27 protein-coding genes and 1 riboswitch are annotated in these 25340 nt (G+C 64.4%); of the genes, 17 read left to right on the top strand and 10 right to left on the bottom strand.

The window, feature by feature from the left end; translation table 11 throughout:
- Positions 1-192 precede the first annotated feature (192 nt).
- The 3 genes from gor to hflC all read left to right on the top strand — a co-directional run bounded on the left by gor (position 193) and on the right by hflC (position 3685).
- Positions 193-1551, top strand: a complete 1359-nt coding sequence (gene gor, locus G455_RS0110630) for a glutathione-disulfide reductase (protein ID WP_028093688.1) — start codon at positions 193-195, stop codon at positions 1549-1551.
- A gap of 86 nt (positions 1552-1637) precedes the next feature.
- On the top strand, positions 1638-2801 hold the full coding sequence (hflK, locus tag G455_RS0110625) for an FtsH protease activity modulator HflK (protein ID WP_028093687.1): 1164 nt from the start codon (positions 1638-1640) through the stop codon (positions 2799-2801).
- Positions 2801-3685, top strand: a complete 885-nt coding sequence (hflC, locus tag G455_RS0110620) for a protease modulator HflC (RefSeq protein WP_028093686.1) — start codon at positions 2801-2803, stop codon at positions 3683-3685. Before hflK ends, hflC begins: the two co-directional genes overlap by 1 nt.
- Before the next feature lie 112 nt (positions 3686-3797).
- Here the strand turns inward: hflC and G455_RS26380 are convergent, their stop codons facing one another.
- A complete protein-coding gene (locus tag G455_RS26380; protein WP_154664367.1) occupies positions 3798-4157 on the bottom strand; it encodes a hypothetical protein in 360 nt (119 codons plus the stop codon).
- Positions 4158-4756: 599 nt separating this feature from the next.
- On the opposite strand from G455_RS26380, the gene G455_RS0110605 reads away from it, so the two are divergent.
- The 4 genes from G455_RS0110605 to G455_RS23825 all read left to right on the top strand — a co-directional run bounded on the left by G455_RS0110605 (position 4757) and on the right by G455_RS23825 (position 7469).
- A complete protein-coding gene (locus G455_RS0110605; protein WP_028093683.1) occupies positions 4757-6235 on the top strand; it encodes a DegQ family serine endoprotease in 1479 nt (492 codons plus the stop codon).
- Between the two features lie 262 nt (positions 6236-6497).
- Positions 6498-6704 carry a cold-shock protein gene (locus G455_RS0110600; RefSeq protein WP_028093682.1) on the top strand — a complete coding sequence of 69 codons (207 nt, stop codon included), beginning with the start codon at positions 6498-6500 and terminating at the stop codon, positions 6702-6704.
- 117 nt (positions 6705-6821) lie between these two features.
- Positions 6822-7094: a DUF982 domain-containing protein gene (locus G455_RS0110595; protein WP_154664366.1), complete on the top strand. Its 273-nt coding sequence runs from the start codon at positions 6822-6824 to the stop codon at positions 7092-7094.
- Between the two features lie 129 nt (positions 7095-7223).
- Positions 7224-7469, top strand: coding sequence for a hypothetical protein (locus G455_RS23825; RefSeq protein ID WP_035366590.1), 246 nt, complete (start codon positions 7224-7226; stop codon positions 7467-7469).
- 298 nt (positions 7470-7767) lie between these two features.
- On the opposite strand, the gene G455_RS0110585 is transcribed toward G455_RS23825, so the two are convergent.
- The 5 genes from G455_RS0110585 to ftsY form a co-directional block, all read right to left on the bottom strand.
- Positions 7768-8442, bottom strand: coding sequence for a Crp/Fnr family transcriptional regulator (locus G455_RS0110585; protein WP_028093680.1), 675 nt, complete (start codon positions 8440-8442; stop codon positions 7768-7770).
- 106 nt (positions 8443-8548) lie between these two features.
- Complete coding sequence (locus G455_RS0110580; RefSeq protein ID WP_028093679.1) at positions 8549-9163, bottom strand: inner membrane-spanning protein YciB; 615 nt, start codon at positions 9161-9163, stop codon at positions 8549-8551.
- A gap of 22 nt (positions 9164-9185) precedes the next feature.
- Entirely contained in the window at positions 9186-10088 is a 903-nt protein-coding gene (locus G455_RS0110575; RefSeq protein WP_028093678.1) for an EamA family transporter, read from the bottom strand.
- Complete coding sequence (locus G455_RS0110570) at positions 10085-10999, bottom strand: hypothetical protein (protein ID WP_028093677.1); 915 nt, start codon at positions 10997-10999, stop codon at positions 10085-10087. The genes G455_RS0110575 and G455_RS0110570 overlap by 4 nt, the downstream gene beginning before the upstream one ends.
- A 112-nt stretch (positions 11000-11111) precedes the next feature.
- Entirely contained in the window at positions 11112-12347 is a 1236-nt protein-coding gene (gene ftsY, locus G455_RS0110565; RefSeq protein ID WP_028093676.1) for a signal recognition particle-docking protein FtsY, read from the bottom strand.
- 622 nt (positions 12348-12969) lie between these two features.
- On the opposite strand from ftsY, the gene G455_RS0110555 reads away from it, so the two are divergent.
- Together G455_RS0110555 and G455_RS0110550 are read left to right on the top strand one after the other, a co-directional pair.
- On the top strand, positions 12970-14004 hold the full coding sequence (locus G455_RS0110555; RefSeq protein WP_028093674.1) for an alkane 1-monooxygenase: 1035 nt from the start codon (positions 12970-12972) through the stop codon (positions 14002-14004).
- Positions 14005-14047: 43 nt separating this feature from the next.
- Positions 14048-14443, top strand: coding sequence for a hypothetical protein (locus G455_RS0110550; protein ID WP_028093673.1), 396 nt, complete (start codon positions 14048-14050; stop codon positions 14441-14443).
- Between the two features lie 77 nt (positions 14444-14520).
- Here G455_RS0110550 and xseA read toward each other — a convergent pair whose 3' ends face one another.
- The gene (gene xseA, locus G455_RS0110545; protein ID WP_028093672.1) at positions 14521-16023 is read right to left on the bottom strand and encodes an exodeoxyribonuclease VII large subunit; all 1503 of its coding nucleotides are present in this window, start codon (positions 16021-16023) and stop codon (positions 14521-14523) included.
- Positions 16024-16107: 84 nt separating this feature from the next.
- Between xseA and purD the strand changes: the two genes are divergently transcribed.
- From purD to G455_RS0110530, 3 genes are all read left to right on the top strand, one after another.
- On the top strand, positions 16108-17379 hold the full coding sequence (gene purD / locus G455_RS0110540; protein WP_028093671.1) for a phosphoribosylamine--glycine ligase: 1272 nt from the start codon (positions 16108-16110) through the stop codon (positions 17377-17379).
- A gap of 163 nt (positions 17380-17542) precedes the next feature.
- On the top strand, positions 17543-18148 hold the full coding sequence (locus G455_RS0110535) for a LuxR C-terminal-related transcriptional regulator (RefSeq protein WP_028093670.1): 606 nt from the start codon (positions 17543-17545) through the stop codon (positions 18146-18148).
- Between the two features lies 1 nt (position 18149).
- Entirely contained in the window at positions 18150-18611 is a 462-nt protein-coding gene (locus tag G455_RS0110530) for a GNAT family N-acetyltransferase (RefSeq protein WP_028093669.1), read from the top strand.
- 58 nt (positions 18612-18669) lie between these two features.
- Here the strand turns inward: G455_RS0110530 and G455_RS0110525 are convergent, their stop codons facing one another.
- On the bottom strand, positions 18670-18993 hold the full coding sequence (locus tag G455_RS0110525) for a 2Fe-2S iron-sulfur cluster-binding protein (protein ID WP_028093668.1): 324 nt from the start codon (positions 18991-18993) through the stop codon (positions 18670-18672).
- A gap of 191 nt (positions 18994-19184) precedes the next feature.
- Between G455_RS0110525 and G455_RS0110520 the strand changes: the two genes are divergently transcribed.
- Complete coding sequence (locus G455_RS0110520; protein ID WP_028093667.1) at positions 19185-19700, top strand: peptidoglycan-binding domain-containing protein; 516 nt, start codon at positions 19185-19187, stop codon at positions 19698-19700.
- A gap of 25 nt (positions 19701-19725) precedes the next feature.
- Here the strand turns inward: G455_RS0110520 and G455_RS0110515 are convergent, their stop codons facing one another.
- Both G455_RS0110515 and G455_RS0110510 read right to left on the bottom strand, forming a co-directional pair.
- Positions 19726-20427, bottom strand: coding sequence for a glutathione S-transferase N-terminal domain-containing protein (locus tag G455_RS0110515; protein WP_028093666.1), 702 nt, complete (start codon positions 20425-20427; stop codon positions 19726-19728).
- Positions 20428-20450: 23 nt separating this feature from the next.
- On the bottom strand, positions 20451-21386 hold the full coding sequence (locus G455_RS0110510) for an alpha/beta hydrolase (RefSeq protein WP_028093665.1): 936 nt from the start codon (positions 21384-21386) through the stop codon (positions 20451-20453).
- 137 nt (positions 21387-21523) lie between these two features.
- A riboswitch (SAM riboswitch) is annotated at positions 21524-21600 on the top strand.
- 66 nt (positions 21601-21666) lie between these two features.
- Between G455_RS0110510 and metZ the strand changes: the two genes are divergently transcribed.
- From metZ to G455_RS23815, 4 genes are all read left to right on the top strand, one after another.
- Entirely contained in the window at positions 21667-22854 is a 1188-nt protein-coding gene (gene metZ, locus G455_RS0110505) for an O-succinylhomoserine sulfhydrylase (protein WP_028093664.1), read from the top strand.
- A 126-nt stretch (positions 22855-22980) separates the two neighbouring features.
- The gene (gene folE2 / locus G455_RS0110500) at positions 22981-24084 is read left to right on the top strand and encodes a GTP cyclohydrolase FolE2 (protein ID WP_028093663.1); all 1104 of its coding nucleotides are present in this window, start codon (positions 22981-22983) and stop codon (positions 24082-24084) included.
- Positions 24085-24230: 146 nt separating this feature from the next.
- A complete protein-coding gene (locus tag G455_RS23820) occupies positions 24231-24608 on the top strand; it encodes a hypothetical protein (protein ID WP_051312375.1) in 378 nt (125 codons plus the stop codon).
- The gene (locus tag G455_RS23815; protein WP_051312373.1) at positions 24605-25336 is read left to right on the top strand and encodes a hypothetical protein; all 732 of its coding nucleotides are present in this window, start codon (positions 24605-24607) and stop codon (positions 25334-25336) included. Before G455_RS23820 ends, G455_RS23815 begins: the two co-directional genes overlap by 4 nt.
- Positions 25337-25340: the final 4 nt, after the last annotated feature.

Raw genomic sequence — 25340 nt, 5'->3', positions numbered from 1 at the left:
GCCTGTGTTGCATGCTGAATGGGCTACGGGCATGGTGAATGCCCCCGATGACGGTGGCAAGGTCACCAAGACGCGACAAATCGGGTTTTCGCCTGGGTTTCGCTTGCGTGCCGGTTGGACTCTCACACCCGATGCAATACATGAGGCGTCACTCCTGACGGGACGGGGTGCGATTGAAGAGAGAGGCAGGCGATGAGCTTTGATTACGACCTATTCGTCATCGGCGGTGGCTCGGGCGGGGTGCGCGCGGCGCGTGTCGCAGCGGGAGACTGCGGAGCCAAAGTGGCGCTGGCGGAAGAGGATCGCTATGGCGGGACCTGTGTGATCCGCGGCTGTGTGCCGAAGAAGCTGATGGTCTATGCCAGTGGTTACTCCGCGATGGTGGCGGATGCCCAGGCCTATGGCTGGTCGATTGCTCCGGGCGATTTCGACTGGAATGTCTTTCACGACAAGCTGGTGGCGGAACTGGACCGGTTGGAAGGCATCTATCGAAACCTGCTGAAGAATTCGGGGGTCGAGACCTTCGATCAGCGGGCCAGGCTGGTTGATCCGCATACCGTGGAGCTGGCCGATGGCAGCCGCAAGACCGCCAAGCATATCCTGATCGCCACCGGTGGGCGGCCGTCGCTGCCCGATGTGCCCGGGGCCGATCTGGGGATCAGCTCGAACGAGATTTTCCATCTGCCGAAGCTGCCGAAATCCATCCTGATCGTCGGCGGGGGGTATATCGCCAGCGAATTCGCGGGAGTTCTGAACGGTCTGGGCGTGGCCGTGACGCAATATTGCCGCAGCGAACAGATCCTGCGTGGCTTCGATGACGAGGCGCGCAAGCTGGTCGGAGAAGAGATGGTCAAAAGCGGCATCGACCTGCAGTTTAACGTCAACGCGCAGGAGCTGGCCCGTGACGGCGACGGCATCCGGGTCACCTCGACCGACGGTCAGGTGCGGGTCTTCGACCAGGTGATGTTCGCCACCGGGCGCAGCCCCAACGCGGATGATCTCGGGCTGGAGGAGATCGGCATCGCCCGTGGCCGCCGGGGCGAGATCGTGGTCGATCAATACAGCCAGACCGCGGTGCCGTCGGTCTATGCGATCGGTGATGTGACCGATCGGGTCAATCTGACGCCGGTTGCGATCCGCGAAGGCATGGCCTTTGTCGAAACCGTCTTCAAGGGCAACCCGACGCCGGTGGATCATGATCTGATCCCGACTGCGATCTTCACCCAGCCCGAAATGGGAACGGTGGGGCTTTCGGAAGAGGCTGCGGCCAAGCAAGAGCCGGTCGAGATCTATTCGACCAGCTTCAAGCCGATGCAGTCGAGCTTTGCCGGTCGGGCCGACCGGGTGCTGATGAAGCTGGTGGTCAGCAAGGCGACGCGGAAGGTTCTGGGCTGTCATATCGTCGCGCCGGGTGCCGGAGAGATGATCCAGCTGGCCGGCGTCGCGATCAAGATGGGGGCCACGAAAGAGGATTTCGACCGCACGGTCGCGGTGCATCCGACCATGGCCGAAGAAATCGTGACGATGAAGTCGCCGGTACGTAGCGCTTGAATTTTCGCGCTGCATACACAGTTTAGTGATCAGCAGAGCTGACAGAGACAAACCGCTTCGGGCGGAATGAAAGAGGACTAGAATTTATGGCGGGTAACAGCGGTGGCCCCTGGGGGGGTGGCGGGTCGTCCGGGGGCGGAGGTGACCGGGGAACGAATGGCAGCGGCGGCGGTGGCCGGCGCCCGGAAGACGACGGACCGCAGATCCCAGAGATCGACGAGCTGATGAAGAAGGGCCAGGAGCAACTGCGCGTGCTGATCGGCGGGCGCGGTGGCAAGGGCGGCTCTGGCGGGCCGTCGGGCCAGGGCGGGGGCGGGCCCATGTTCACCAAGGGCACTATCGGGCTCGGCGTGATCGCCGCCGTCATCCTCTGGGGGGTGGCGAGCTTTTATACCGTCAAGCCGGAAGAGAAATCGGTCGAGCTGTTTCTCGGCAAATTCTACGGCATCGGTGAGCCCGGTCTGAACTTCGCGCCCTGGCCGTTGGTCACGGCTGAGGTGCTCCCGGTCACCACCGAACAGCGCGAGGATATCGGCACCGGTCGTGGCCAGGATCAGGGGCTGATGCTGACCGGCGACGAGAATGTGGTCGATATTGACTTCCAGGTGATCTGGAACATCAGCGACCCGGCGAAATATCTGTTCAACCTGCGTGATCCGCGCCAGACCATCCGCGCTGTTTCGGAATCGGCGATGCGCGAAATCATCGCCCAGTCGAAGCTGGCACCGATCCTGAACCGGGATCGCGGCCAGATCGCCGATCGGCTGCACGACCTGATCCAGACCACGCTCGACAGTTATGACAGCGGCGTTCATATCGTCCGGGTCAACTTCGACAAGGCCGATCCGCCGCAGCAGGTGATCGACGCCTTCCGCGAGGTTCAGGCCGCCGAACAGGAACGCGACCGTCTGCAGAACGTCGCCGACGCCTATGCCAACCGGGTGTTGGCCGAAGCGCGTGGTCAGGCCGCCCAGCTTCTTGAAGAGGCCGAAGGCTATCGTGCCCAGGTCGTCAACGAGGCGCAGGGTGAAGCAAGCCGCTTCTCCGCCGTGCGCGAGGAATACGAGAAGGCGCCGGATGTCACCCGCAAGCGGATGTATCTGGAAACCATGGAAAAGGTGCTGGGCGGGATGGACAAGATCATCCTCGATGAGGGTGCCGCCGGGCAGGGCGTCGTGCCCTATCTGCCGTTGAACGAGCTGCGCCGGGACGGCGCCGCCTCTGCCACCAGCAAACCGGAGAACAAGTGATGCGCAAGACCACCTTTATCCTGCCTATCGTCGTGATCCTGGTGGCCGCCGGCCTGTCGTCGATCTTCATCGTGGACGAGCGTCAGAAGGCGCTGGTGCTACAGTTCGGTCGCGTGGTGTCGGTCAAGGAAGAGCCGGGACTGGCCTTCAAGATCCCGCTGATCCAGCAGGTCGTGCGCTATGACGACCGCATCCTCAGCCGGGACGTGCAACCGCTCGAGGTGACGCCTCTCGATGACCGCCGGCTGGTGGTCGATGCCTTCGCGCGTTATCGGATCACCGATGTGACGCGGTTCCGCCAGGCCATCGGCACCGGCGGCATGCCGGCCGCCGAGGCGCGGCTCGATTCCATCCTGCGCTCGAAAACGCGGGAGGTTCTGGGGTCGGTCAGCTCCGGCGATATCCTGAGTTCGGATCGTGCCGCGCTGATGGCACGTATCCGGGATGGCGCAGAGGTCGAGGCGCGGGCGCTGGGGGTCGATATCATCGACGTGCGGCTGAAGGCCACTGACCTGCCGTCGCAGAACCTCGCGGCCACCTTCGACCGGATGCGCGCCGAACGCGAGCGCGAGGCCACCGATGAACGCGCCCGCGGCAACGAGGCGGCGCAGCGGGTCCGCGCCCAGGCCGACCGGACCAAGGTCGAGCTGGTGTCCGATGCGCAGCGTGAGGCCGAGATCATTCGCGGTGAGGCCGATGCCGAGCGCAACAAGATCTATGCGGAGGCCTTCGGCAAGGATCCCGAGTTCTTTGCCTTCTATCGGTCGCTCACCGCCTATGATCGGGCGCTGAAGGGCAACAATTCTTCGATGGTTGTCAGCCCGGATTCAGACTTCTTCAATTATCTCAAATCCCCCGAGGGTGCCGCCGCTGGCGGCAAGTGACGGAAGCGTTTCCGTCCCCTGGGACGATGTTGATCAGGAAAGGGCCGGCGGTTGCGCCGGCCCTTTTTTCTGGCCCGATGGGCAGCCTGTCCCAGTCGGCGGCGCCGTTGGCCTAACCCTTGCCGGGGTCAAGCACGCTGACGTCGATCGGGGAAATCGCCTTGACGCTGAGACTGGTCCCCTGGGTTTCCAGCAGGAAGCTGCGGCTCCAGGCAAAAACGGTATTGTCGAAACCGTCCGGACTGCCCCTCAGTGTGAGGTCGATCTTCGCGACTTCGGCGGGGCGAAAGCCGGGCACCTTCAGGCGGGTCGAATCATAGGGTGCAGAGGCATAGCCGGGGGCGATCTCGTGGCGTCCGATTATCCTGCCTCCGGCATCTCGGGCGATCAGGGTTCCGCCCTTGATCGTCGCGCCGAGAGTACCCCGAAGTATAGACTTCGAGCGTGCCGTCCTGGCTGTCCTGTATGTCATAGGGGAAGGGGAGACAGGCCAGAGTGCAGGCAATCTGGGTGAGCGGGTTCTTGTCGCGCGTGAAGGTCGCTGTCAGTGCGTCCAGCGGATCGGAGGGGGTGATGTGTATTTGGGTGTTGTTTGTAGCCTGATCGTGGCTGTAGGTGCGGATTTCGATATGCTGCGACGCGGGGGGGGCGCCACTGCTCAAATACAGCGCGACTGCCCCGATGATCGCCGCAATGACTACTCCGCCTGCCGCGATATATTCGTTTTTCATGCCGCTGCCCTTCCGTGATGGGCGCCCTGGCCCCCTGAGACTCGCGCTGAATATTTGCAGATCGCCCGCCGCAAACAAAGGGTCGGCGGAGAACTGACGATCCACTGAATTTCTGTCGCATCGGCGCTGTTGCTGCGGTGGGGTTTGTGCCAAATCTGGGCGTGTCGCTGGGCGGAGTTCTGTCAAGCGGCGTCACGCATGATTCACAAGCCGTTGAGATCATGCAACACTCGTTGCAGCATGGGGGGGAGTTACTACATTCCACCCCGGGAACACAGCCTCGGGGCGACAGGTCGGTCGGGGCTTCCGATGACGTAAGGCTTTGACAAGGAGGCTATCAGTGCAGCCACAGGCAATCACTTCATTCAACGGGCTGGCCAGCCCGATCGTCCGCTTCCGGACGCTTTGGCTGACCCTTCTGACCGCGGTCATGGTTCTGGCGCAGGTGGCGCTGGCCGAGGCGCGACCGGAGAGCCTCGCCCCGCTGGTCGATAAGGTCAGCCCGGCGGTGGTCAACATCACCACCACAACCATGGTCGAAGGGCGCACAGGGCCGCAGGGCATCGTGCCCAAGGGCTCGCCTTTCGAGGACTTCTTCAAGGACTTCCAGGATCGCAATCGCGATCAGGACCGACCGCGTCGTTCGACGGCGCTGGGGTCGGGCTTCGTGGTGTCCGAAGACGGTTATGTCGTCACCAACAACCATGTGATCGACGGCGCTGACCAGATTCAGATCGAATTCTTCGACGGCAAGGAGTTGGAGGCCAAGGTTGTCGGCACCGACCCGAACACCGATATCGCCCTGCTGAAGGTCGAGGCCAAGGAACCGCTGCCTTTCGTCAAGTTCGGGGACAGCGATACCGCCCGCGTCGGCGATTGGGTCATGGCCATGGGTAACCCGCTGGGGCAGGGCTTCTCGGTTTCGGCCGGGATCGTTTCGGCCCGGAACCGGGCGCTTTCGGGCACCTATGACGACTATATCCAGACCGATGCCGCCATCAATCGCGGCAACTCCGGCGGGCCGCTGTTCGACATGGAGGGCGAGGTGATCGGCGTCAATACTGCGATCCTGTCGCCCAATGGCGGTTCGATCGGCATCGGCTTCTCGATGGCGTCGAACGTGGTCAGCAAGGTGGTCGATCAGCTCAAGCAATTCGGCGAAACCCGCCGTGGCTGGCTGGGGGTGCGCATCCAGGACGTGACCAAGGATGTCGCCGAGGCGATTGGCCTGACCAAGCCCGAAGGCGCGCTGGTCACCGATGTGCCGGACGGTCCTGCCAAGGATTCGGGCATGCTGTCGGGCGATGTGATCGTCACCTTCGACGGGGTCGAGGTGAAGGACACCCGCGCTCTGGTCCGCCAGGTCGGCAATACCGAAGTCGGCAAGACGGTGCGTGTGGTGGTCTATCGCGAAGGCGGCACCAAGACCCTGCTGGTGACGCTGGGCCGTCGCGAGGACGCCGAGAAGACCGCACCGGGCGCCGAGAACGGCGATCAGTCCAGCCCGAGCGAACAGCAGATGCTGGGTATGTCGCTGGTGGTTCCGAACGATGAGATGCGCCAGGAACTGGGCCTGCCCGACGATGCCAAGGGGCTGGTGGTCACGGATGTGAACGAAGCCTCGGAAGCCTTTGAAAAGGGCATGCGCGCCGGTGATCTGATCACCGAGGCGGGGCAGCAGAAGGTAACGACGATCGCCGAGCTGACCGCCCGGATCGACGATGCCAAGGAGGCTGGCCGCAAGTCGATCCTGTTGCTGATCCGTCGCGGCGGTGATCCGCGCTTCGTCGCGCTCAGCATCGACGACACCAGCAAGTAAGCTACGCTCAGCGTGTCACTCGAAAGGCCGGGCAGTTAGCCCGGCCTTTTTTTATGAATCCCGACCCCAGTCCCGGGCGGCGATACGCTTCTTTTGCGTGTGAGCACTTTTCAGCTTGCAATGTTGGCCTCAGGCACCCATCTAAAGGGTGCAAAGCATCTTCTTTCGACCTTCTGTATCCTAGCGGCCTCAGTAGTTCTTACGACGAAACTGGGCCGGGCCGTCGCGTTGTGTGGGCGGCAATTATCTAGGAGACATCACGATGGCTAATGGCACCGTGAAATGGTTCAATCAAACCAAAGGCTTCGGCTTCATCGCACCTGAATCTGGCGGCAAGGACATTTTTGTTCACATTTCCGCTCTGGAACGCGCTGGCATTCAGCGTCTGGACGATGGCCAAGCCGTGACTTTCGATATCGAAAGCGGGCGGGATGGTCGTGAATCCGCGTCCAATCTGGCGCTGGCGTAATATACGTCCTTCGGAACGATTCGGCGGGGTGGCCTCTTGGCTGCCCCGCCTTGTATTTGATGTGCCCTCAGGCGGTGCCTTGAGGGATGTTATGGCTTATTTTGGAATGTAACAGTTATGATAGAAATTAATTGGGGAAAGCCTCTGACATTCGTGGTTTCAGAGGATGGAGATACTCAGAAATTTACCACCATCGAACAGGCTCGCTACTGGCTTCGCAAGAAGTGGCCTGTTGCCGACCGAGATCGTGAACACGCGATCGAGCAGGTCGATGCTGCAATGGATTGCCTGACAACAGTGGACGCGGCACGCAAAGCTTTTGTCTCGGCCGCGAAGACGGCCGGCTTCAGGCCTGAACGCGCTAGTGCGGATATGGTGGCGGCTTTCTAGAGCGAAGGGGGACGGCTTCGCGCCTTTGCCAATTGGCGCTTGATCCGATGACAGCAAGAGGCCGGCCTTTCTGGCCGGCAGAGATGTGTCACGCGGCATAGACAAGCCGCTAATGAAGGAAAGCGCAGAATGGCGAAACCCACAAAAATCACATTAGACAAGATCAAGATGACGGCGCCTCGTGCGGAAACGCCGATGGACAAAATCTCCCGCGCGGCAATGGAGATCGTAGACGATGAGACGACTCAGCGGCGTCTCAGAACAGAGCGTTTACGCAAGGCTCGCCTTGAACGGGAAGCCAATGGCATTCCCGGAAAAAATCGTAATGATCAAAGTTCGGCGGAACCGGATCAGATTGGCAAGAAGAAATTCTGAGCCTGTAATTTCGGGACTTCCTCCAGCGGGCTTGCCCCCATTTAAAGGAAAATGAGCCATGTGTCGGGGGACACATGGCTCGAACCTGAACCGGTCCGGTAACGATACGGGAAAAGATGGATCGGCTCATACTACTGAGGAGGTTGCTCCCCCCCCGGACAACCACGTCGTGGGGGCGATGCAGCCATCCTGCGCCTGTCTTAGATGTGTTGTGGTCCGGCTTCTGTGACCTGGTTCACAACCTAAGAGAATTCGCGAAGAAATTTGTGCTTTACGCCGATTGTCTTGTTGTCGGCGATCAGATCGCCTCGGGGTCGGCCAGGGCCAGCAGGGCGTCGCGGTCCCGGATGGCCAGCCCGCCACGCGCGGCGGTGATGACCCCGTCCTTGCGCCAGGCGGAGAGGGTTTTCGATACCGCCTCGCGGGTGGCGCCGACGAACTCCGCCAGTTCCGATTGCGACAGCGCCAGTGCGGCGCCATCGCCGCCGGCCACCTCGGTCAGATGCAGCAGCTTACGGGCCAGTCGGGTAGGGAGCGGCAGGAACACCTGTTCGTTCAGCAGCCGGCCCATCCAGCGCATACGCTGGCCGGCCAGCCGGATCAGATCCTCGGCCAGGTCGGGATTGTGGCGGATATTGTTCAGCACATCCTTGTGGCGCACCCGCAGCAGCCGGCAGTGCGCCAGGGCTGTCACCGTGGCGGTGCGCGGGCCGGGATCGAACAGTGTGATTTCGCCAAAGATCGCCCCGGGGCCCATCATGTCGAGCGACAGCTTGCGCCCGTCGGCAGCGAGGATCGAGAATTCGAGCTGGCCTTCGAGGATGGCATAAAGCGATTCGCCCAATATGCCCTGTTCGAACAGGACTTCACCTTCGGTCAGCGTGATCTCTGCCGCCTGGGCCGAGAGCATTCGCTTCAGCTCATCCGAGGCGGCGGAAAGAAAACCGCTGTCGGGCAGGGAGTGGAGGGACATGGCCGGGGGCTCCTGAACCGGGGAGACGACCGACCGCAGGGGCCGGATTTCGGCGGCAGGCTAGCAAAACGCGCCACGGGAGCAAGCCCGCAGCGCCCTTGGTGCCTCAAAGATCGCGGTTGCCGGGGTCGATCAGGTATTTTTGCAACGTCATCACCTGCCACCACAGATAGAGAAACAGCAGGATCGGGAAGCCGAATGTTTCGATCTTGACCCAGAGGTCGGTGGACATGGTCCGCCAGACCGCTTCGTTCGCGACCGCCAGCGCGGCGAAACCGAAGCAGAGCCGGCGGGTCAGGATCATCCAGCCGGTTTCCTGCATCGGCATCATCTCGTGCAGCACATAGGCGAGATAAGAGCGGCCCTGCAAAAGCCCGACGCCGAGGATCGCGGCGAACAACCCATAGACGATGGTGGTCTTCATCTTGAAGAATCGTTCGTCGTTGAACCAGGCTGTCAGCGCGCCGAAGAAGATCACCACGAAGGCGGTGAAGATCTGCAGCCGGCTGAGCTGGCCGGTCAGCTTCCACAGAAAGCCGATCGAGATCAGAAGGACCGGCACGAAAAGGACGGTGGCGATGATGAAGCCGGAGTATTCGGTGCCGCCGATGAGAAAGCTGTGCTCTTTCAGCTTCATGTAAAGCAGAAAGAAGATCACCGTCGGCCCCAGTTCGAGCCCCTGGCGCAGGATCGGGTTCACGTGCTTTTTCTGGTCGCTCATCTGTCTCGCTGCCTTTCGCATCTCAGCCGCCCATTTCCACTATCACCGCGCCGAGTGCGATCAAAGCCATCAGCGCGATACGGCGGGGGCCGACGGTTTCCTTCAGCACCAACCAGCCGATCAACGCGGCGAAGACGGTCGATGTTTCGCGCAGTACAGCCGCTTCGCCCACTTTGTCGAGCCGCGTGGCCATCATGATCGAACCGAAGCTGAAGAAGGCCACGATCCCGCCGGTAACCCCGCGCAGCGCCAGCGGCGCCAGACTGGGGCGGTCGATCATGGTTCTATAGCGCAGGGCGGCGATGATCGGCATCACGATGCCGTCAAAGGTGAAGAACCAGGCCAGAAAGGTAAAGGGATCGGCGGTGGAGCGGATGCCATAGGCATCATAGGTGGTATAGAGCGCGACAAAGAGCCCGGTCGCCACCGCCAGCCCCAGCGCCGGCACCAATGTGTCTCGCGCGGTTTGCAGGAAGATCAGGTTATAGACCGCCAGGCCGAAAATCCCCGCCAGCAGCACCGCCACGCCAAGCCATTGGACCGGGTTGAAATGCTCGCCGAAGAAGAGACCGGCACCGATCACCGCGAACAGCGGCCCGGTGCCGCGCACCACCGGATAGACCACCGTATAGGCGCCCTTGGTATAGGCCAGCGCCTGCAGCAACTTGTAAGCGACATGGATCGCCCAGGCGGTGGCGAAGATCGGCCACATATGCGGCTCGGGCCAGGGCACCACGAACAGCGCGAAGGGCGCGGCCATGAGGAAATAGGCGATGTCGATGGCCCCCCGGCTGAGCCAGGGATCGTGACGCCCTTTCTGCAGCGCGCCGAAGACGGCATGAAGGAAGGCCGCCAGAATGGCGAGGAAGAGAGCGGCGGTATGGCCGGCTTCGGTGCCTTCGAGAGAGAGAAGATAGTCGCTCAAGTCTTTGGCTCCCAGGTGACCGTCAGCCGCAGATCGCGGAGCCAGTCAGCCAGGCCGTCCTTGGGTGTGCTTGTCAGGCCTTCGGTCAGCCGGCCTAGGGGCATGCCCTCACCGACAGTCGTCAGATGCGCGGCGAACCGGCCTTGCGGATGCGGCAGGCTTTGGACCAGCGCGCTCAGCGCTGTCTTGCTGGGCGCGTCCAATGCCGGTTGGGACAATGCTCCGATGAAGGCCGTTGCCCGTGTCTTGAGGGTCTCGACCTGCGCCTCGGGGGCCTGTCCCGGGATCAGCATCATCTGGCCCATCGGCACCAGCGCCAGCGTTTCGAACAGCCCGTAGCTATAAATTTCCAGTCGCGCCTCCGACAGGGTTGCGCTGTCTCTGCTGGTCTGCAGCGCAGCGAGACTGCCGAGATCGAGCCCGGCGATCTGCGCGCTCAGGGTGATCCGGTTGCCGTTACGGAAGTCGAGCGCTAGTTGATCGAGCACCAGCGGCTCCCCGGGGCTCCAATGATAGCGCAGGTCGCCTGAGACCGATTGCAACGCCCGTGCCTGTTCCCGATAGAGATAGTTCAGTACCGGTTGATCCGGGATTGTCGCCATAGCGCGCGCGCCTTCGAAGCTCAGGTCCAGGGCTTCCGGTGGCTGCCCCTCGACGGTCCGCTCCAGCCCGGTCCCGCTCCAGGACAGCCGCTCTATCTCCATCCGTTGATAGGTTCCGATCTGGAAGGAGATATCGCTCAGGCGGCAACGGCCCTGCGTGTCCAGCTCCGGTCCGGTGTAATGCAACTCGTCAACGGGCAGTGCCGCAGCAAGCGCTCGCCAGTTCTCGGTGCAATCGGGCAGGTTCACCTGGGCCAAGGCGCCTCTGGCCAGCAGCGCCAGGGATAGGGCGATGAAAAGGGATTTCACGCCGACATCTCCGATGCCGTTCGATCCCTGCCTTCGAGGAGGAGACCCGCATGCCGGGGCGTCGCCATTAGGTTACCGCCTCTGCCGGGGTGGGCAAGTGGTGCGCCCATCCTCATTCAAGCCCGGTCAGGGCGGCGGCGAACTCCTCAGGGTCGAAGGGGGCAAGATCGTCGATCTGTTCCCCCACCCCGATGGCATGGATCGGCAGGCCGAATTTGTCCGCCAACGCCACCAGAACGCCGCCCTTGGCAGTGCCGTCGAGCTTGGTCATCACCAGGCCCGAGACATCCGAGATCTTCTTGAAGATCTCCACCTGGCTCAGCGCGTTCTGGCCGGTGGTAGCGTCGAGTACCAGAAGGGTGTTGTGCGGCGCGGTTTCGTCCTTTTTGCGGATGACGCGGACGATCTTGGCCAGCTCCTCCATCAGATCGGCGCGGTTTTGCAACCGCCCGGCGGTGTCGATCATCAAAAGATCGGCGCCGTCTTCCTGTGCCCGCGTCATGGCATCGAAGGCGAGCGAGGCCGGATCCGAGCCCTCGGGCGCGGTCAGAACCGGCACCCCGGCGCGATCACCCCAGACCTGGAGCTGTTCGACGGCCGCCGCGCGGAAGGTATCGCCGGCGGCGATCACCACCTTCTTGCCGGCGGCCTTGAACTGGCTGGCAAGCTTGCCGATGGTGGTGGTCTTGCCAGAGCCGTTGACACCCACCACCAGCACCACCTGCGGCCGCTTGGCGTAGATCGGCAGCGGCCGGGCGACGGGCTCCATGATGCGGGTGATCTCGGCGGCCAGAAGCGTCTTGATCTCTTCGGTCGAGACCTTCTTGCCGTAGCGGCCTTCTGCCAGATTGGCGGTGATCCTGAGCGCGGTGTCGACACCCATGTCCGAGGCGATCAACAGCTCTTCGAGCTGTTCCAGCATGTCGTCGTCGAGCACCCGGCGGGTGACTGTGCCGCGCTTCGGCGTGCCGCGGCCCAGCAGCCGGCCGAGAAAACCCGGCGTACCGGCGTCTTCTCCGGGCACGACCGAGGGAATTTCCGCCGGCAGTTCGGCCGGAGGGATTTCGGGCGGGGCCGCCGGGCTGTCGTCGGGTTCGGCTTCGGGGGCGGGCTCTTCCAGCGGTGCCGGTGCCGGCGGGGTCTCCTCCGCCGGGGCGAGCGGTTCTTCCGCTGGGGCGGGGTCGGGTTGCGGCTCCGGTTCGGGGGCCGGGGCGGGCGCAGGCTGCTCTTCGGGCTGGTCTGCGACCAGCTCCTCCTCGCCGCCATCCTCGATGATGGCGTCCAGCCCCTGTTCGAGCTTGGAGGAGGATTTGAACAGCCGGTCCTTGAGTTTCGAGAAAAACGCCATCGTGGTCTCCGCGCAGTGTTCCCTTCACCTAATGCGGATTGGCCGGGGTTGCAAAGGGGGGCGGGCGCCGCTGGAGAGGAACATGGCCAGAAACCCGGCCAGAAACCCGGCATGGGCGCGCCCGTGGGGCGGGGAGATCGGGGCAGGGCTGTTCGGGGCGCAGCAGGAACGCCCATGTGACCAGGGGCAGATCGGAGATCAGGAAGGCCAGGGGCGCGCGGTGGGCGCATCTTTGGGCTGTCCGGTGAGAGGCTTTGCCAGGCGGAGTATGAGGGCGCCGATATCCAGGCTCCCGATCAGGGGGAGCAGCGGCGGCTGGACGGGATCGGATGGAGGGACTGGGAAGGGGCGCGGCATGGCTCTGGAGAGCCGCGGCGAAAGCCGGGGCGCCGGCGCGGGGGCTCTCTCGGGCTGACAAGGTCCCCCGGGTGCCGGAGGTCGGATGCAGGTGCCTGCGGCGGTTCGGTGGCGGGGCGTGGTCAAGCCGCAGGACGGATCGGGGGCAGCTCTGCGGTAATCGAAGGTTTGGCCCGCGACGGCGGGCACCTGCAATACCGCCCATTTGACAGTCTCGCGCCGGCGTCGGAGATTGGCGCCCGAGGCTGGATCGGAGAGCCCTTGCATGTTGCGTTTCTATATCGCCACCCTGAGCCCCGTCGGGCTGATCGCCCTGGCTTGTGTTTCGGGCGGTCCCTGGCCGGCGCTGGCGCTTGTCTACATGACGGTCTTCGTGGCGCTGGCCGATCGGTTCGGACCCGAGGCATTGCCGGAAATCGACGGCGCTGAGCGTGCGGCGAATGCCCTGTCGGTGTTGCTGGGGCTGGCGAATTTCGCGCTGTTGCCGCTGGGCGTCTGGGCGATCGCGATGGCGCCCTGGCTGGACGGATGGGGGCGCGGCATGACCGGTCTGGCGCTGGGGATGTTCCTGGGGCAGGTGTCGCATCCCAATGCGCACGAACTGATCCACCGCGGCAACCGTTGGCTGCGCCGGCTGGGGGTGGCTGTCTATACCTCGATACTCTTCGGTCATCACGCCTCGGCCCATCCCAAGGTGCACCATGTCCATGTGGCCACGTCGCGCGATCCCAATTCCGCGCGCCCAGGGGAAGGGTTCTATCGGTTCTGGCCGCGCGCCTGGCTGGGCTCCTTCGTGACCGGGTTCCGGGCCGAGACCGCTGCGCGCCGGCGGGCTGGACGCGGAGGGCTGCATCCCTATGCGGTCTATGTCGGTGGTGCGGTGCTGGGGCTGGCCCTGGCCTGGGGGCTGGCGGGGGTGTGGGGGCTCTGGGTCTATGGGGCGCTTTGTGCCTATGCGCAGATGCAACTGTTGCTGGCCGATTATGTGCAGCACTACGGGTTGAGGCGGCGGATCGGGCCCGAGGGCAAGGCGGAACCGGCAGGGCCGGGGCATTCCTGGAATGCGGCAGAATGGTATTCCTCGGCGCTGATGCTGAACGCGCCGCGCCATTCCGACCACCACCAGAACCCCGGGCGGGCCTATCCGGGGCTGCGGCTCGATCCCGCGATCATGCCGGTGCTGCCCTATTCCATGCCGGTGATGGCGGCGATCGCGCTGGTGCCGCCGCTGTGGCGGCGGGTGATGGCGCCTCGTGTCCGGGCCTGGGCCGACCGCAAGCCGGCGTCGGGACAGCGTTGATCGGGCGTTGGCAAGCCGGTCCGCGATCTGCCAAAGTCGCCCCATGCGGTTGTCCTGTCTGATTCCCCTTTTTCTGGTCGCGGCGCCGGTGGTCGCGCAGGAAGGTCTCTCGGCCGAGGCCTTCGACGCCTATACCCGTGGCAAGACGTTGTTCTATGGCCAGGGGGGGCAGGCCTATGGGGTCGAACGCTATCTGGAGGGGCGCAGGGTGATCTGGTCCTTCCTCGACGGCGAGTGCCGGCATGGCCGTTGGTATGAAGAGGCGGGACAGATCTGTTTCGTCTATGAGGATCACAGCGATCCGCAATGCTGGACCTTTTCGCAGGGAGCGACCGGGCTGATCGCGCGGTTTGAGAGCGACCCGCAGGCGACCGAGCTGTATGAGGCCGAGGATATCGGGCAGGAGATGATCTGCCTCGGCCCCAAGGTCGGGGTTTGAGGGGGCGCTGCCCCCGACGGCCTGCGGCCTGCCCCCGGGATATTTTCAGCCAGAAAAAGACGCGACGCTGCGGTCTTTCAGAACAGAGAGCCCTGTTCGGGTGGGCGCTTGGGCCGGGCGGCCTTGCGCGGGGCACTTGGCGGTGTCTCGGGGGCGCCGGCCTGGGGCGTTGCCAGGATGCGGCCGTCGCGGAACTCGATCTCGAGCGCGGCGGCCTGGCCGGCGTCCCTGGCGCTGGTCACCACCTGATCGCCGGCGCGCACCACCGCATAGCCGCGGTCGAGCGTGGCCTTGTAGGACAGGGTTTCGCGCAGCCGGTCGGTGGCCTCCAATTGGCGGCGCAGCCGGTCGAGCCGCTGGAGCTGGGCGGCATCGAGCCGTTGTGACAGTCTTGCGATCCGTTCCTGCCCCTGGGCGATGTCGCGCCGGATCGGGGTGAGACTGAGACGCAGCGTGGCCAGCCGGTCGCGTCGGCGCATCACCAGCGCGCGCAGTGCCGAGGGGCGCAGGCCTCCGCTGATCTCGGACAGGGCGACACGGCGGCGTTGCACCCCATGGGTCAGCGCCAGGGGCAGCCGGTCCGCGAGCCAGTCGAATCGCTGGCGCGGGGCGTCGAGCAGCGCGTCGCCGCGTGGCAGCGCGCGGGACAGATCGCCCAGCCGCTGGCGGCGCAGGGCCAGCCCGGCAGTCGTGGCGCGGGAGAGCCGTGCGCCCATGCCGTCGGCCCAGGCCATCAGCTCAAGCCGCACCGGCACCGCGAGCTCGGCGGCTGCCGTCGGGGTTGGCGCCCGCATGTCGGCGACATAGTCGATCAGCGTGGTGTCGGTCTCGTGCCCCACGGCCGAGATCAGCGGGATGTCCGAGGCGGCTGCGGCGCGAGCGACGATTTCCTCGTTGAAGCCCCAGAGATCCTCGACCGAGCCGCCGCCGCGGGCGACGATGATCAGATCGGGGCGTGGCAGGGCGCCGCCGGGGGTGAGGCGGTTGAATCCGGCGATGGCGCGGGCGACCTCGGGGGCGCAATTGGCGCCCTGGACCGCCACCGGCCAGATCAGCACCTTGCGCGGGAAGCGGTCGCGGAGCCGGTGCAGGATGTCGCGGATCACCGCGCCCGAGGGCGAGGTCACGACACCGACGATGCGCGGCAGATAGGGCAGGGGTTTCTTGCGCTCGGGCGCGAACAGCCCCTCGGCGGCGAGCTGTTTCTTGCGTTTTTCCAAGAGTGCCATCAGCGCACCCTGGCCCGCGATCGCAACGTCATCGACATTGAGATTGTATTTCGACTGGCCTCCGAAGGCGGTGAGACGGCCGGTGACGACGACCTCCATGCCTTCTTCGGGGATCACCGAGAGCGCTGCCGCCTGTCCCTTCCAGGTGGTGCAGGCCAGCACGTTTCGATCGTCCTTGATGTCGAAATAGAGATGCCCCGAGCGGGCGCGGAACACGCGGCCGACCTCGCCTTTCACCCGGACCCGACCGAAGGCGCCTTCGAGCGTGCGCTTGATCTCCCCCGAGATCTCGGAAACGCTGAATTCCGGCAGGTTCTGGCCGGGCTGCGGATCGTCGATAAGGTCGGACATTGAGATCACCTTGTTCCTTGTTCTGGCGCGCCGCCCAGAATAGAACGCGCCGCAGGCAAGGCCAAGCAGATCGGAGAAAGCGCCATGAACATCCTTATCCTCGGCGGCGGCGGGCGTGAACATGCGCTGGCCTGGGCTGTGCTGCAGAACCCAAAATGCGATCGGCTGATCGTGGCGCCGGGCAATGCGGGGATCGCCAGGATCGCCGATTGCGCCAGCCTGGATGTCGAAAACGGTGCCGATGTGGTGGAATTCGTCGAGGGCAATGCCATCGACTTCGTGATCGTGGGGCCCGAGGCGCCGTTGGCCGCAGGCGTGGCCGACCGTTTGCGTGATGCCGGTGTCGCGGTTTTCGGCCCCAGCCAGGCAGCGGCGCGGCTCGAGGCTTCGAAGGGCTTCACCAAGGAAATCTGCGATGCCGCGGGCGCTCCGACCGCAGGCTATGCCCGCTTTGCCGAGGCCGAGCCGGCCAAGGCCTATATCCGTGCCCAAGGCGCCCCCATCGTGGTCAAGGCCGACGGTCTGGCTGCCGGCAAGGGGGTGATCGTGGCGATGGATGTCGACACCGCGCTGGCCGCGATCGACGACATGTTCGGCGGCGAATTCGGCGCCGCCGGCGCCGAGGTGGTGATCGAGGAGTTCATGGAGGGCGAAGAGGCATCGTTCTTCGTGCTCTGTGACGGGGAAACCGTGCTGCCGATCGGCACCGCGCAGGATCACAAGCGTGTGGGCGAGGGCGATACCGGCCCTAATACCGGTGGGATGGGCGCCTATTCTCCCGCCCCGGTGATGACCGAAGAGGTGACGCAGAAGGCGCTGGAGCAGATCGTGCGCCCGACCATGGCCGAGATGGTCAAGCGTGGTACACCCTATCAGGGGGTGCTTTATGTCGGGTTGATGATCAAGGATGGTCAGCCGCGGCTGGTGGAATACAATGTCCGTTTCGGCGATCCGGAATGTCAGGTGCTGATGATGCGGCTGGGCGCCCAGGCGATGGATCTGATGCATGCGGCCGCCGAGGGGCGGCTGAGTGATATGCGAGTCAACTGGGCCGAGGATCACGCGATGACGGTGGTTCTGGCGGCGAAGGGCTATCCCGGTGCCTATCAGAAGGGGACAGAGATTCGCGGGCTCGACGGGTTGCCGGAAACCAGCGAGGAAATCTGTTTCCATGCTGGGACGGTGGAGAAGGACGGCAGGATCCTCGCCAATGGCGGCCGGGTGCTGAATGTCACGGCACGCGGTGCGACGCTGCAGCAGGCGCGGGACCGAGCCTATGCCATGGCCGGGGCGATCGACTGGCCCGAAGGTTTCTATCGCCGGGATATCGGCTGGCGGGCGCTGGGAGAGAGTTGAGCGCATCGGGGGCGCTGCCCCCCGGCCTGCGGCCGTCCCCCGGGATATTTGGAACCAGGTCGAAGGGGCCCCGGTTCTGAGCATGCGGGGCGGGGCGCCGGTGGCGTGGTGATTGCACGCGCGGCGCCGCCCGGCTAGCGTGAGGGGGCAAGAGGGAGCGCAGATGACCGCGTTGACCGAAGAGGTTCTGGACAGGCTCTTTGCTGGTCGTGAGCTGGCCGAGCTGGCCTTTACTCACGCACCGGTCGGCCTTGTGGTGACCGAGAACCGGGTGATCCGTGACTGCAATCTCGCCTTTGCGGCGATGTTCGGTCATGGTCGTGACGATCTGCGCGACAGTACCTTCGCCATCCTCTATCCCAGCGAGGAGGAATTCGTGAATATCCGCAATCGTGGGGTGCGCGATCTGCAGGAATGCGGCCGCTATTGGGACGAGCGGGTGATGATGCGCAAGGGCGGAGAGCTGTTCTGGTGCCGGGTGCGCGGATATACCTTCACGCCGGAGGCGCCGCTTGGCCGCGCGGTCTGGAGTTTTGCGGATCTCTCGGACACTCGGCCCTATCAGCCGCTGACCCGGCGCGAGCGCGAGGTCTTTGCGCTGCTGGGCGAGGGTAAGACCAGCAAGGAGATCGCCCGCACGCTGGAGCTGAGCTATCGCACGGTCGAGGTGCATCGGGCCCGGTTGTTGAAGAAATTCGGGGTCAGCAATACCGCCGGCCTGTTCCAGTCGCTGGGCGATATCGGCGGCGATCATGTGGTGGGGGGCTGAGATGGATGCCTATCGTCTGCTGCCGGGCGATCCCCGGTTGGCCGAGGCGCTGCGGCTGATCCGCGACAGTTTTGCCTTCATGGACGGGCGGGTCGACCCGCCAAGTTCGATGCATCGGCTGACGCTGGAGGAGATGGAGCGGCAGGCAGCCAGTGCGGAAATCTGGGCGCTGGGCGATCCGGTTACGGCCTGCGTGGTGCTGACGCCGAAACCCGATTGCCTCTATCTCGGCAAGCTGGCGGTGAACGGGCGGCTGCGTCGGGCCGGCCTTGCGCGCCGTCTGGTCGATCTGGCGCTGGCCCGGGCCCGGGTGCTGGGCCTGCCGCAGGTGGAATTGCAGGTCAGGGTGGAGTTGATCGAGAACCAGGCGGCTTTCGCGCGCATGGGCTTTACTGAGACCGGCCGCACCGCGCATGCAGGCTATGACCGGCCGACCTCGATCACGATGCGGCGCCCGGTCTAGCGGCGTTCCGGCTTCGTTTGGAAACGGGGGGCCGCGCCGATCTGCGCGGCCGGGGGGATCAGATCTGCTTTTCGGGCATCTGCACGATCAGCCCGTCCAGCGCCTCTGTCACCTTGAGCTGGCAGGTCAGACGAGAGCGCGCCGGATCGGGGGCATAGGCGAAATCCAGCATGTCCTCTTCCATGTCGTCTTTCGGCGGCAGCTTGTCGATCCAGGCGGGATCCACATAGACATGACAGGTCGAACAGGCGCAAGCACCGCCGCAATCGGCCTCGATCCCGGGGATATTGTTGTCGCGGGCGCCTTCCATGACGGTCAGCCCAAGGGGCACGTCGACCACATGTTCGGTTCCGTTATGCTCGATATAGGTGATCTTGGGCATGGAGGGTGGCTCCTTCTGGCTTTCCGATACAGTCATTAGACAAGGCGGGGCGGGGTTTCCAGCCCCATCGACGCCAGAAGGCTTGACGGAACAAGGCTCGGGGGTGACCTGCCGGCAGACGGGGGCGCGGACGGCTTTGCTGTGCTGGGGTTCTGCGCTAGAGTGGCGACAAGGTCCTCTGAGGCGAGAGTATGAGATCATTATCCCTGTTTCTGAGTGTGCTTGCACTCAGCGTCGTTGCGGCCTGTGCGCCGGAGGCCAACAGCCCGGACGTGAGCCGGCGCAGCGACGAGGCGCCTGTGGGCGCCGTCCCGGGCAGTTGCTGGGGCAAATACGTCAGCCCGGCGGTGATCGAGACGGTGACCGAACAGATCGTTGCGCGCCCTGCCAAGATCGACAAGGACGGCACTGTCCTGCGTCCGGCAGTCTATAAGACGGCGACCACCCAGAAGATCGTGCGTGAACGGGCGGAGATGTGGTTCGAGCGCCCCTGCGACGAGGTGATGACAGAAGATTTTGTCTCCAGCCTGCAACGCGCCTTGGCGGCGCGGCACCTGTATCGCGGCCCGGTGACGGGGCGGATGGATACGCGCACCGAGGCGGCGATCCGCCGTTATCAAAAGCCGCAGGGGCTTGATACCGGCATTCTGTCGCTGGTCTCGGCGCGCAAGCTGGGGCTGGTGGCGATCGACCTGAAGAAGGGGTGAGGCCGCGATCTGCCCCGGCCTGGGGTCAGCGGTTGAACAATACCGATTGCGCCTTGGTATCCCCGGCGATCTCACCGCGCTTTTCTGCCTCCAGCGCCCGGCCGCGCTGGACGCCTGGGCGGTCGCCGACGGTCTCGAGCCAGCGCGCCAGATGCGGCTTGTCCTCCAGGGTTTGCTCCTGACGTTCCCACAGATGCGCCCAGGGCCAGATCGCCATGTCTGCGATCGAGAAGAAGTCTCCGGCCACATAGACATTTCGCGCCAGTTGCCGGTCGAGCACGCCATAGAGCCGGGCGACCTCGGCGCGATAACGGTCCTTGGCATAGGGGAGGTCCTGCGGCGGTTGCATCGCCGGGGCGTAATGCAGGAAGTGATGCGCCTGGCCGGCCATGGGGCCGAGGCCGCCGATCTGCCACATCAGCCATTGGTCGACCGCGATGCGTTCGCGTTCGGTGGTGCCATAGAAGCCTGCAGTCTTGCGGGCGAGATATTGCAGGATGGCGCCGGATTCGAAGATTGACACGGGCGCATTATCCGGCCCCTCGGGGTCGATGATCGCCGGCATCCGGTTGTTCGGCGATATCTTCAGGAATTCGGGGGCGAATTGATCCCCGGCGGTGATATCGACCAGATGAAGATCGTAGGGCAGGCCCATCTCCTCTAGCGCGATGGAGATTTTCCAGCCATTCGGCGTGGGCCAGTAGTAAAGCGCGATCGGGTTCGTCATCTCATCCTCCCCTGTGAAGGGGATCATGAGGCTTTCTGCACGAAGGGCAAGGGCAGCGACAGACTGGGCGGCGCGATCAGCCGGGACCAGCGTCTTGTCGGTCGCGCCGGCAGGCCGCGGCTGAGCAGGCTGAGCGGCAGGGTCTCGGGGCGGCGCAGCAGCTCCTTGTAGAATTGCAGCACACCCGGGCGCATGTAGCTGGACCAATGGCAGATGCGATGTTCCGGGGCGCCGATGGCGGCACCGAGACGGTCGAGATGGGCCAACGTGCCCGGGCAGTCGAGCTGCAGGGTCACGGCATTGGGGGCGGCGATCCCATGGCCGAGGGCGCGGTCGCCCTGCCGGGGCGGGGCGATCAGCCGTTCGAAGAGGAAATCGAAAGGATCGTTTTCGCGGCTGCTGATGTTGAGAAATTCGGCCGCGCGGCCGGCCTCGGTCCGCAGCGCCGCCTCGGTCCGAGACCGATAGCAGGCCCCGGTGAGAGAGATCACCCGGCCGATGGCGCCGGCGGGCAGATGGTGCAGGGCCTCGAGCGCGACCTCGGTGCCGAGAGAATGGGCGACCACATGGACCGGACGGTCGGGGCGGGTTTCGCGCAGGGTGGTGACCACCTGCGCCAGGGCGCGACCGGCTTGGCCGGCGCGACGTTGCGCAGCGCGTAGCCCGCCGCGCGCCTGCCAGCCGAAGGCAACCGCCAGCCCTTCGTCCTTTAGCCCGGTGCCGAATCCCAGTTGCCGCGGCCAGGAGGGTGAGCGCCAGGGCAGTTCCTCGGGGTGCAGCGACAGGATATGCCGGTGCGGGCAGTGCATCGGGTGGCCGGGAAGATATTTGAACCCGTGGATCATCACGATGGCGGGGCCGTCGCCGGTGTCCGCCCGTCTGAGTGCCGGCTCCGTCGCTGCGGAGCTGCCGTGCAGCAGCGGAGTTTCCCCGATCGCGTTGATCCTGACAATCGCCATGGCCCTGAGCCTCGTGCCCGTTTCGCTATCTGGCCTATGACTCGGCGCCGTGACATCGGGGTGACGGATCGGTTACAGCTTCGTGAAGGGCCTGGCGCTTGACGCAGGGGGGGCTTGGGCGTATGAGCCGAAACACATCATCGAACCGTGGCGATTTGTTACCGGATTGCGGGCCACGTTAAACACTCCGCTAAAAGGTCAGGATGAAAGACCCCTTTCGCTTGGCCGCGATCGGGGTTTTTTTGTGCCTCCGGGAACACGGGGGCCGGGAGATAGGGACATGAGCAAGACTTTGAAAGCACGTACCACCGCAGTGCATGGCGGGACGCGCCGCAGCCAGTATGGTGAAATGAGCGAGGCGATCTTTCTGACCCAGGGCTTTGTCTATGAGACGGCCGAGGCGGCGGAAGCGCGGTTCATCGAGGCGGGAGAGGATGAGTTCATCTATGCCCGTTACGGCAACCCCACGGTGCGCATGTTCGAGGATCGCATCGCCCAGATCGAGGGGGCGGAAGACGCTTTCGCCTGTGCCTCGGGTATGGCGGCGGTGTCGGGCGCGCTGACGGCGCTGCTGAAGGCGGGCGATCATGTGGTCTCGGCCCGGGCGCTGTTCGGTTCCTGCATCTATGTGCTCGAGGAAGTGCTGGGCCGCTACGGCGTCGAGGTCACCTTTGTCGACGGCACCGATCTGGATCAGTGGCGGGCCGCCATCCGCCCAGAGACCAAGCTGGTGTTCTTTGAAACCGTGTCGAACCCGACGCTTGAGGTCACCGATCTGAAGGCGGTGGCCGATCTGGCCCATGCCGCCGGCGCGCTGGTGGTGGTCGACAATGTCTTTGCCACTCCGGTCTTCTCCGAGGCGGTGGCGCAGGGCGCCGATCTGGTGGTCTATTCGGCGACCAAGCATATCGACGGGCAGGGCCGTACCCTGGGCGGGGTGATCCTGGGCTCGAAAGAGCTGATCCGGGGCAAGATCGAAGCCTATATGAAACATACCGGTGCGGCGATGAGCCCGTTCACCGCCTGGGTGCTGCTGAAGGGGCTGGAGACGCTGGACCTGCGGGTGCGCGCCCAGGCCGCCAACGCCGCGGCAGTGGCCGAGGCGATCGAGGGTCATGCTGCCCTGGCTCGCGTTCTGTATCCGGGGTTGAAAAGCCATCCGCAGCACGATCTGGCGCTGGCGCAGATGGGCGGATCCGGCGGTACCATGGTGGCGATCGACCTCAAGGGGGGGAAAGAGGCGGCCTTCCGCTTTCTGAATGCACTGCAGGTGGCGCTGATCTCGAACAACCTGGGCGATGCCAAGACCATTGTCACCCATCCCGCCACCACCACCCACCAGCGGCTGAGCGACGAGCAGAAGGCCACGCTGGGGATCACCCCGGGGCTGATCCGCATCTCTCTCGGCATCGAGGATGGCGAGGATCTGGTTGCCGATATCCTGCAGGCGCTCGACGCGGCGCTTTGATCCCGCTCGGGGCGCGGTGACATCCGGCTATACCTTCGGGGCGCAGGGCGTTAGGGTTTGATTTCCGCGCCCGCGCCCCTAGGTTTAGGGGACGGGTTGTGATGATCGACTGCGAAGGAAACGGCTATGAACGTACATATGTCCAAGCTCGACCATGCCCCTGATCGCGACGAGGCTACTGCCGCGCTGGAGCTTTTGCGGGCCTGGGCAACAACCGCGACGCCGACCGAGGTGGCCGAGCTTGATCCGGCCATCGCGCGCTTGTTGCCGGACCATGCGCTGACGAATTATCCTGATCTGTCGAGGGTTTATCCGGAAGACTTCACCGTCGATGACAGTTATAAGGCGACGCTGCCCGATCTGCAGAACGGACCGTCCAGCCTGATCCGGGGCGCCAGGCAGCAAATCCAGCATGTGGGGATTTCCAACTTCCGCCTGCCGATCCGCTTTCATACCCGCGACAATGGCGATCTGATGCTGGAGACCAGCGTGACCGGCACCGTCAGCCTTGAGGCGGACAAGAAGGGCATCAACATGTCCCGGATCATGCGCTCCTTCTACAGTCATGCGGAACGGACCTTCAGCTTCGAGGTGATCGAGGCAGCGCTTGACGATTACAAATCCGATCTGGACAGTTTCGACGCCCGTATCCAGATGCGGTTTTCCTTTCCGATGCGGGTGGAAAGCCTGCGCTCGGGATTGGCGGGGTATCAGTATTACGACATCGCGCTGGAACTGGTCGAACGGGCAGGGGTGCGCAAGAAGATCATGCACCTCGATTACGTCTATTCCTCGACCTGTCCCTGTTCGCTGGAACTGAGCGAACATGCTCGCTCGCAGCGGGGGCAATTGGCAACGCCGCATTCGCAACGCTCGGTCGCGCGGGTGTCGGTGGAGCTGGATTGCGATGCCGATTGCCTGTGGTTCGAGGATCTGATCGAGGCCTGCCGCCGGGCAGTGCCGACCGAGACACAAGTGATGGTCAAACGCGAGGACGAGCAGGCCTTTGCCGAGCTGAATGCCGCCAATCCGATTTTCGTTGAAGATGCGGTGCGGCTGTTCTGTGCCGAATTGCAGGCAGATCCCCGGATCGGGGATTTCCGTGTGATAGCAAGCCATCAGGAAAGCCTGCACAGCCACGATGCTGTCAGCCTGCTGGTCGAGGGGGAGACTTTCGCCGCAGAAAGCCTCGACCCCAAGCTGTTTTCGACCCTGATTCACGCCGGCTAAGGCGGGGTGCGGTGTGCTGCTGCACCACCGTCGATCAATTTTGCCGCACTGCAGCATTTTTTGCTGTGCCTCTTGGGAGAATCCGCTATGGTCGGCCTGACCACGCCCATGCCGCCGGTAGGGGTGCCGACCCGGAGGTCATCGTGATGTTGTCCGCCTTTGATTGTGCCAATGAGATGTCTCGCCTTTGGTGGCGGGTTGCAGTGCTTGCCGAAGATGCGCAATGCGTCGTCGGGTTGCGCCTGCTGGGACTGTCCGGCATCTGGTCGGTGCCGCCGGAGGAATCCCACGACATGATCCTGGAAAAGGCGCCTGCATTCACCGCAGGCCTGTTGGCCGGCGTGTTGACTGCCTGCGAGGGGCATGGCCCCGACCGGGTGATGTTGGCGGTGGTCGGGCCGATCTCAGCGCGCGCGCGGGAGAACCGCGAACGGCTGGTGCGGCGGGGACCGATGGTGCTGGGCATCGCGGTCTTCACTCCAAAGGACGATCTGCAATCCCATAACGGAGCGACAGCACAATGACTTCGAAACCCATTCCGCTTCAGGTTCACGCGGCCGCCTGCCGGATGGCGGGCTATGCGATCAGTACCCAGTTGAAACTGATGCAAAGCATGACCCGTTCGGCCCTGCAAATTCCCGAGATTCAGGCCCGGATGTTCGAATCCGTCGCTGCCATGACTCCGGACATGCCCGAGCTTCCGGTCAGTGCCTTCGGCTTCGTTGCCAGGTTCCCCGTCGCAACACGCGAGGCCGAACCGGTGATGGAGGTTCCGGCAAAACTGGCGCCGCGCGCGGCTGCCAAGCCCGCGCCCAAGGTAACGCCCAAGGTTGAGGCAGCGGAGGTGGTGGCGACCGCTGCCGAGGCCCCGGCGCCGGCGGTAACCGCACCAGCCCCCGCAGCAGCCAAGCCCGCGCCCGCGAAAACTGCATCGGCAAACCCCGCCCCGGCCAAGGCAGCTGAAGCGGTTGCGGCCAAACCGGCCACTGAGGCAGCCAGTGAACCGGCCAGTGAACCGCCAGCGGTCAAGCCCGCCGACGTGGCGGCGTCGGCCAAGCCGGTGCCGCGCCGGGCCCCGGCGGCAAAGCCTGCCGCGCGGACCACGCGAGCCCGGGCCGCGGCATCGAAACCGGCAGCACCGAAGGCTGCGGCAACCAAGCCTGCTGAGGCCAAGCCGGCAGCACCGGCCCGGCGTCCGCGCGCCCGCACGCCGGCGAAACCTCCGGTGATGCCCGGCGAGACCGACGAGTAATTCG

Source organism: Pseudodonghicola xiamenensis DSM 18339 (assembly GCF_000429365.1).
In the GTDB taxonomy this organism is placed as follows: domain Bacteria; phylum Pseudomonadota; class Alphaproteobacteria; order Rhodobacterales; family Rhodobacteraceae; genus Pseudodonghicola; species Pseudodonghicola xiamenensis.
This window is presented reverse-complemented; position numbering and strand designations above follow the sequence as displayed.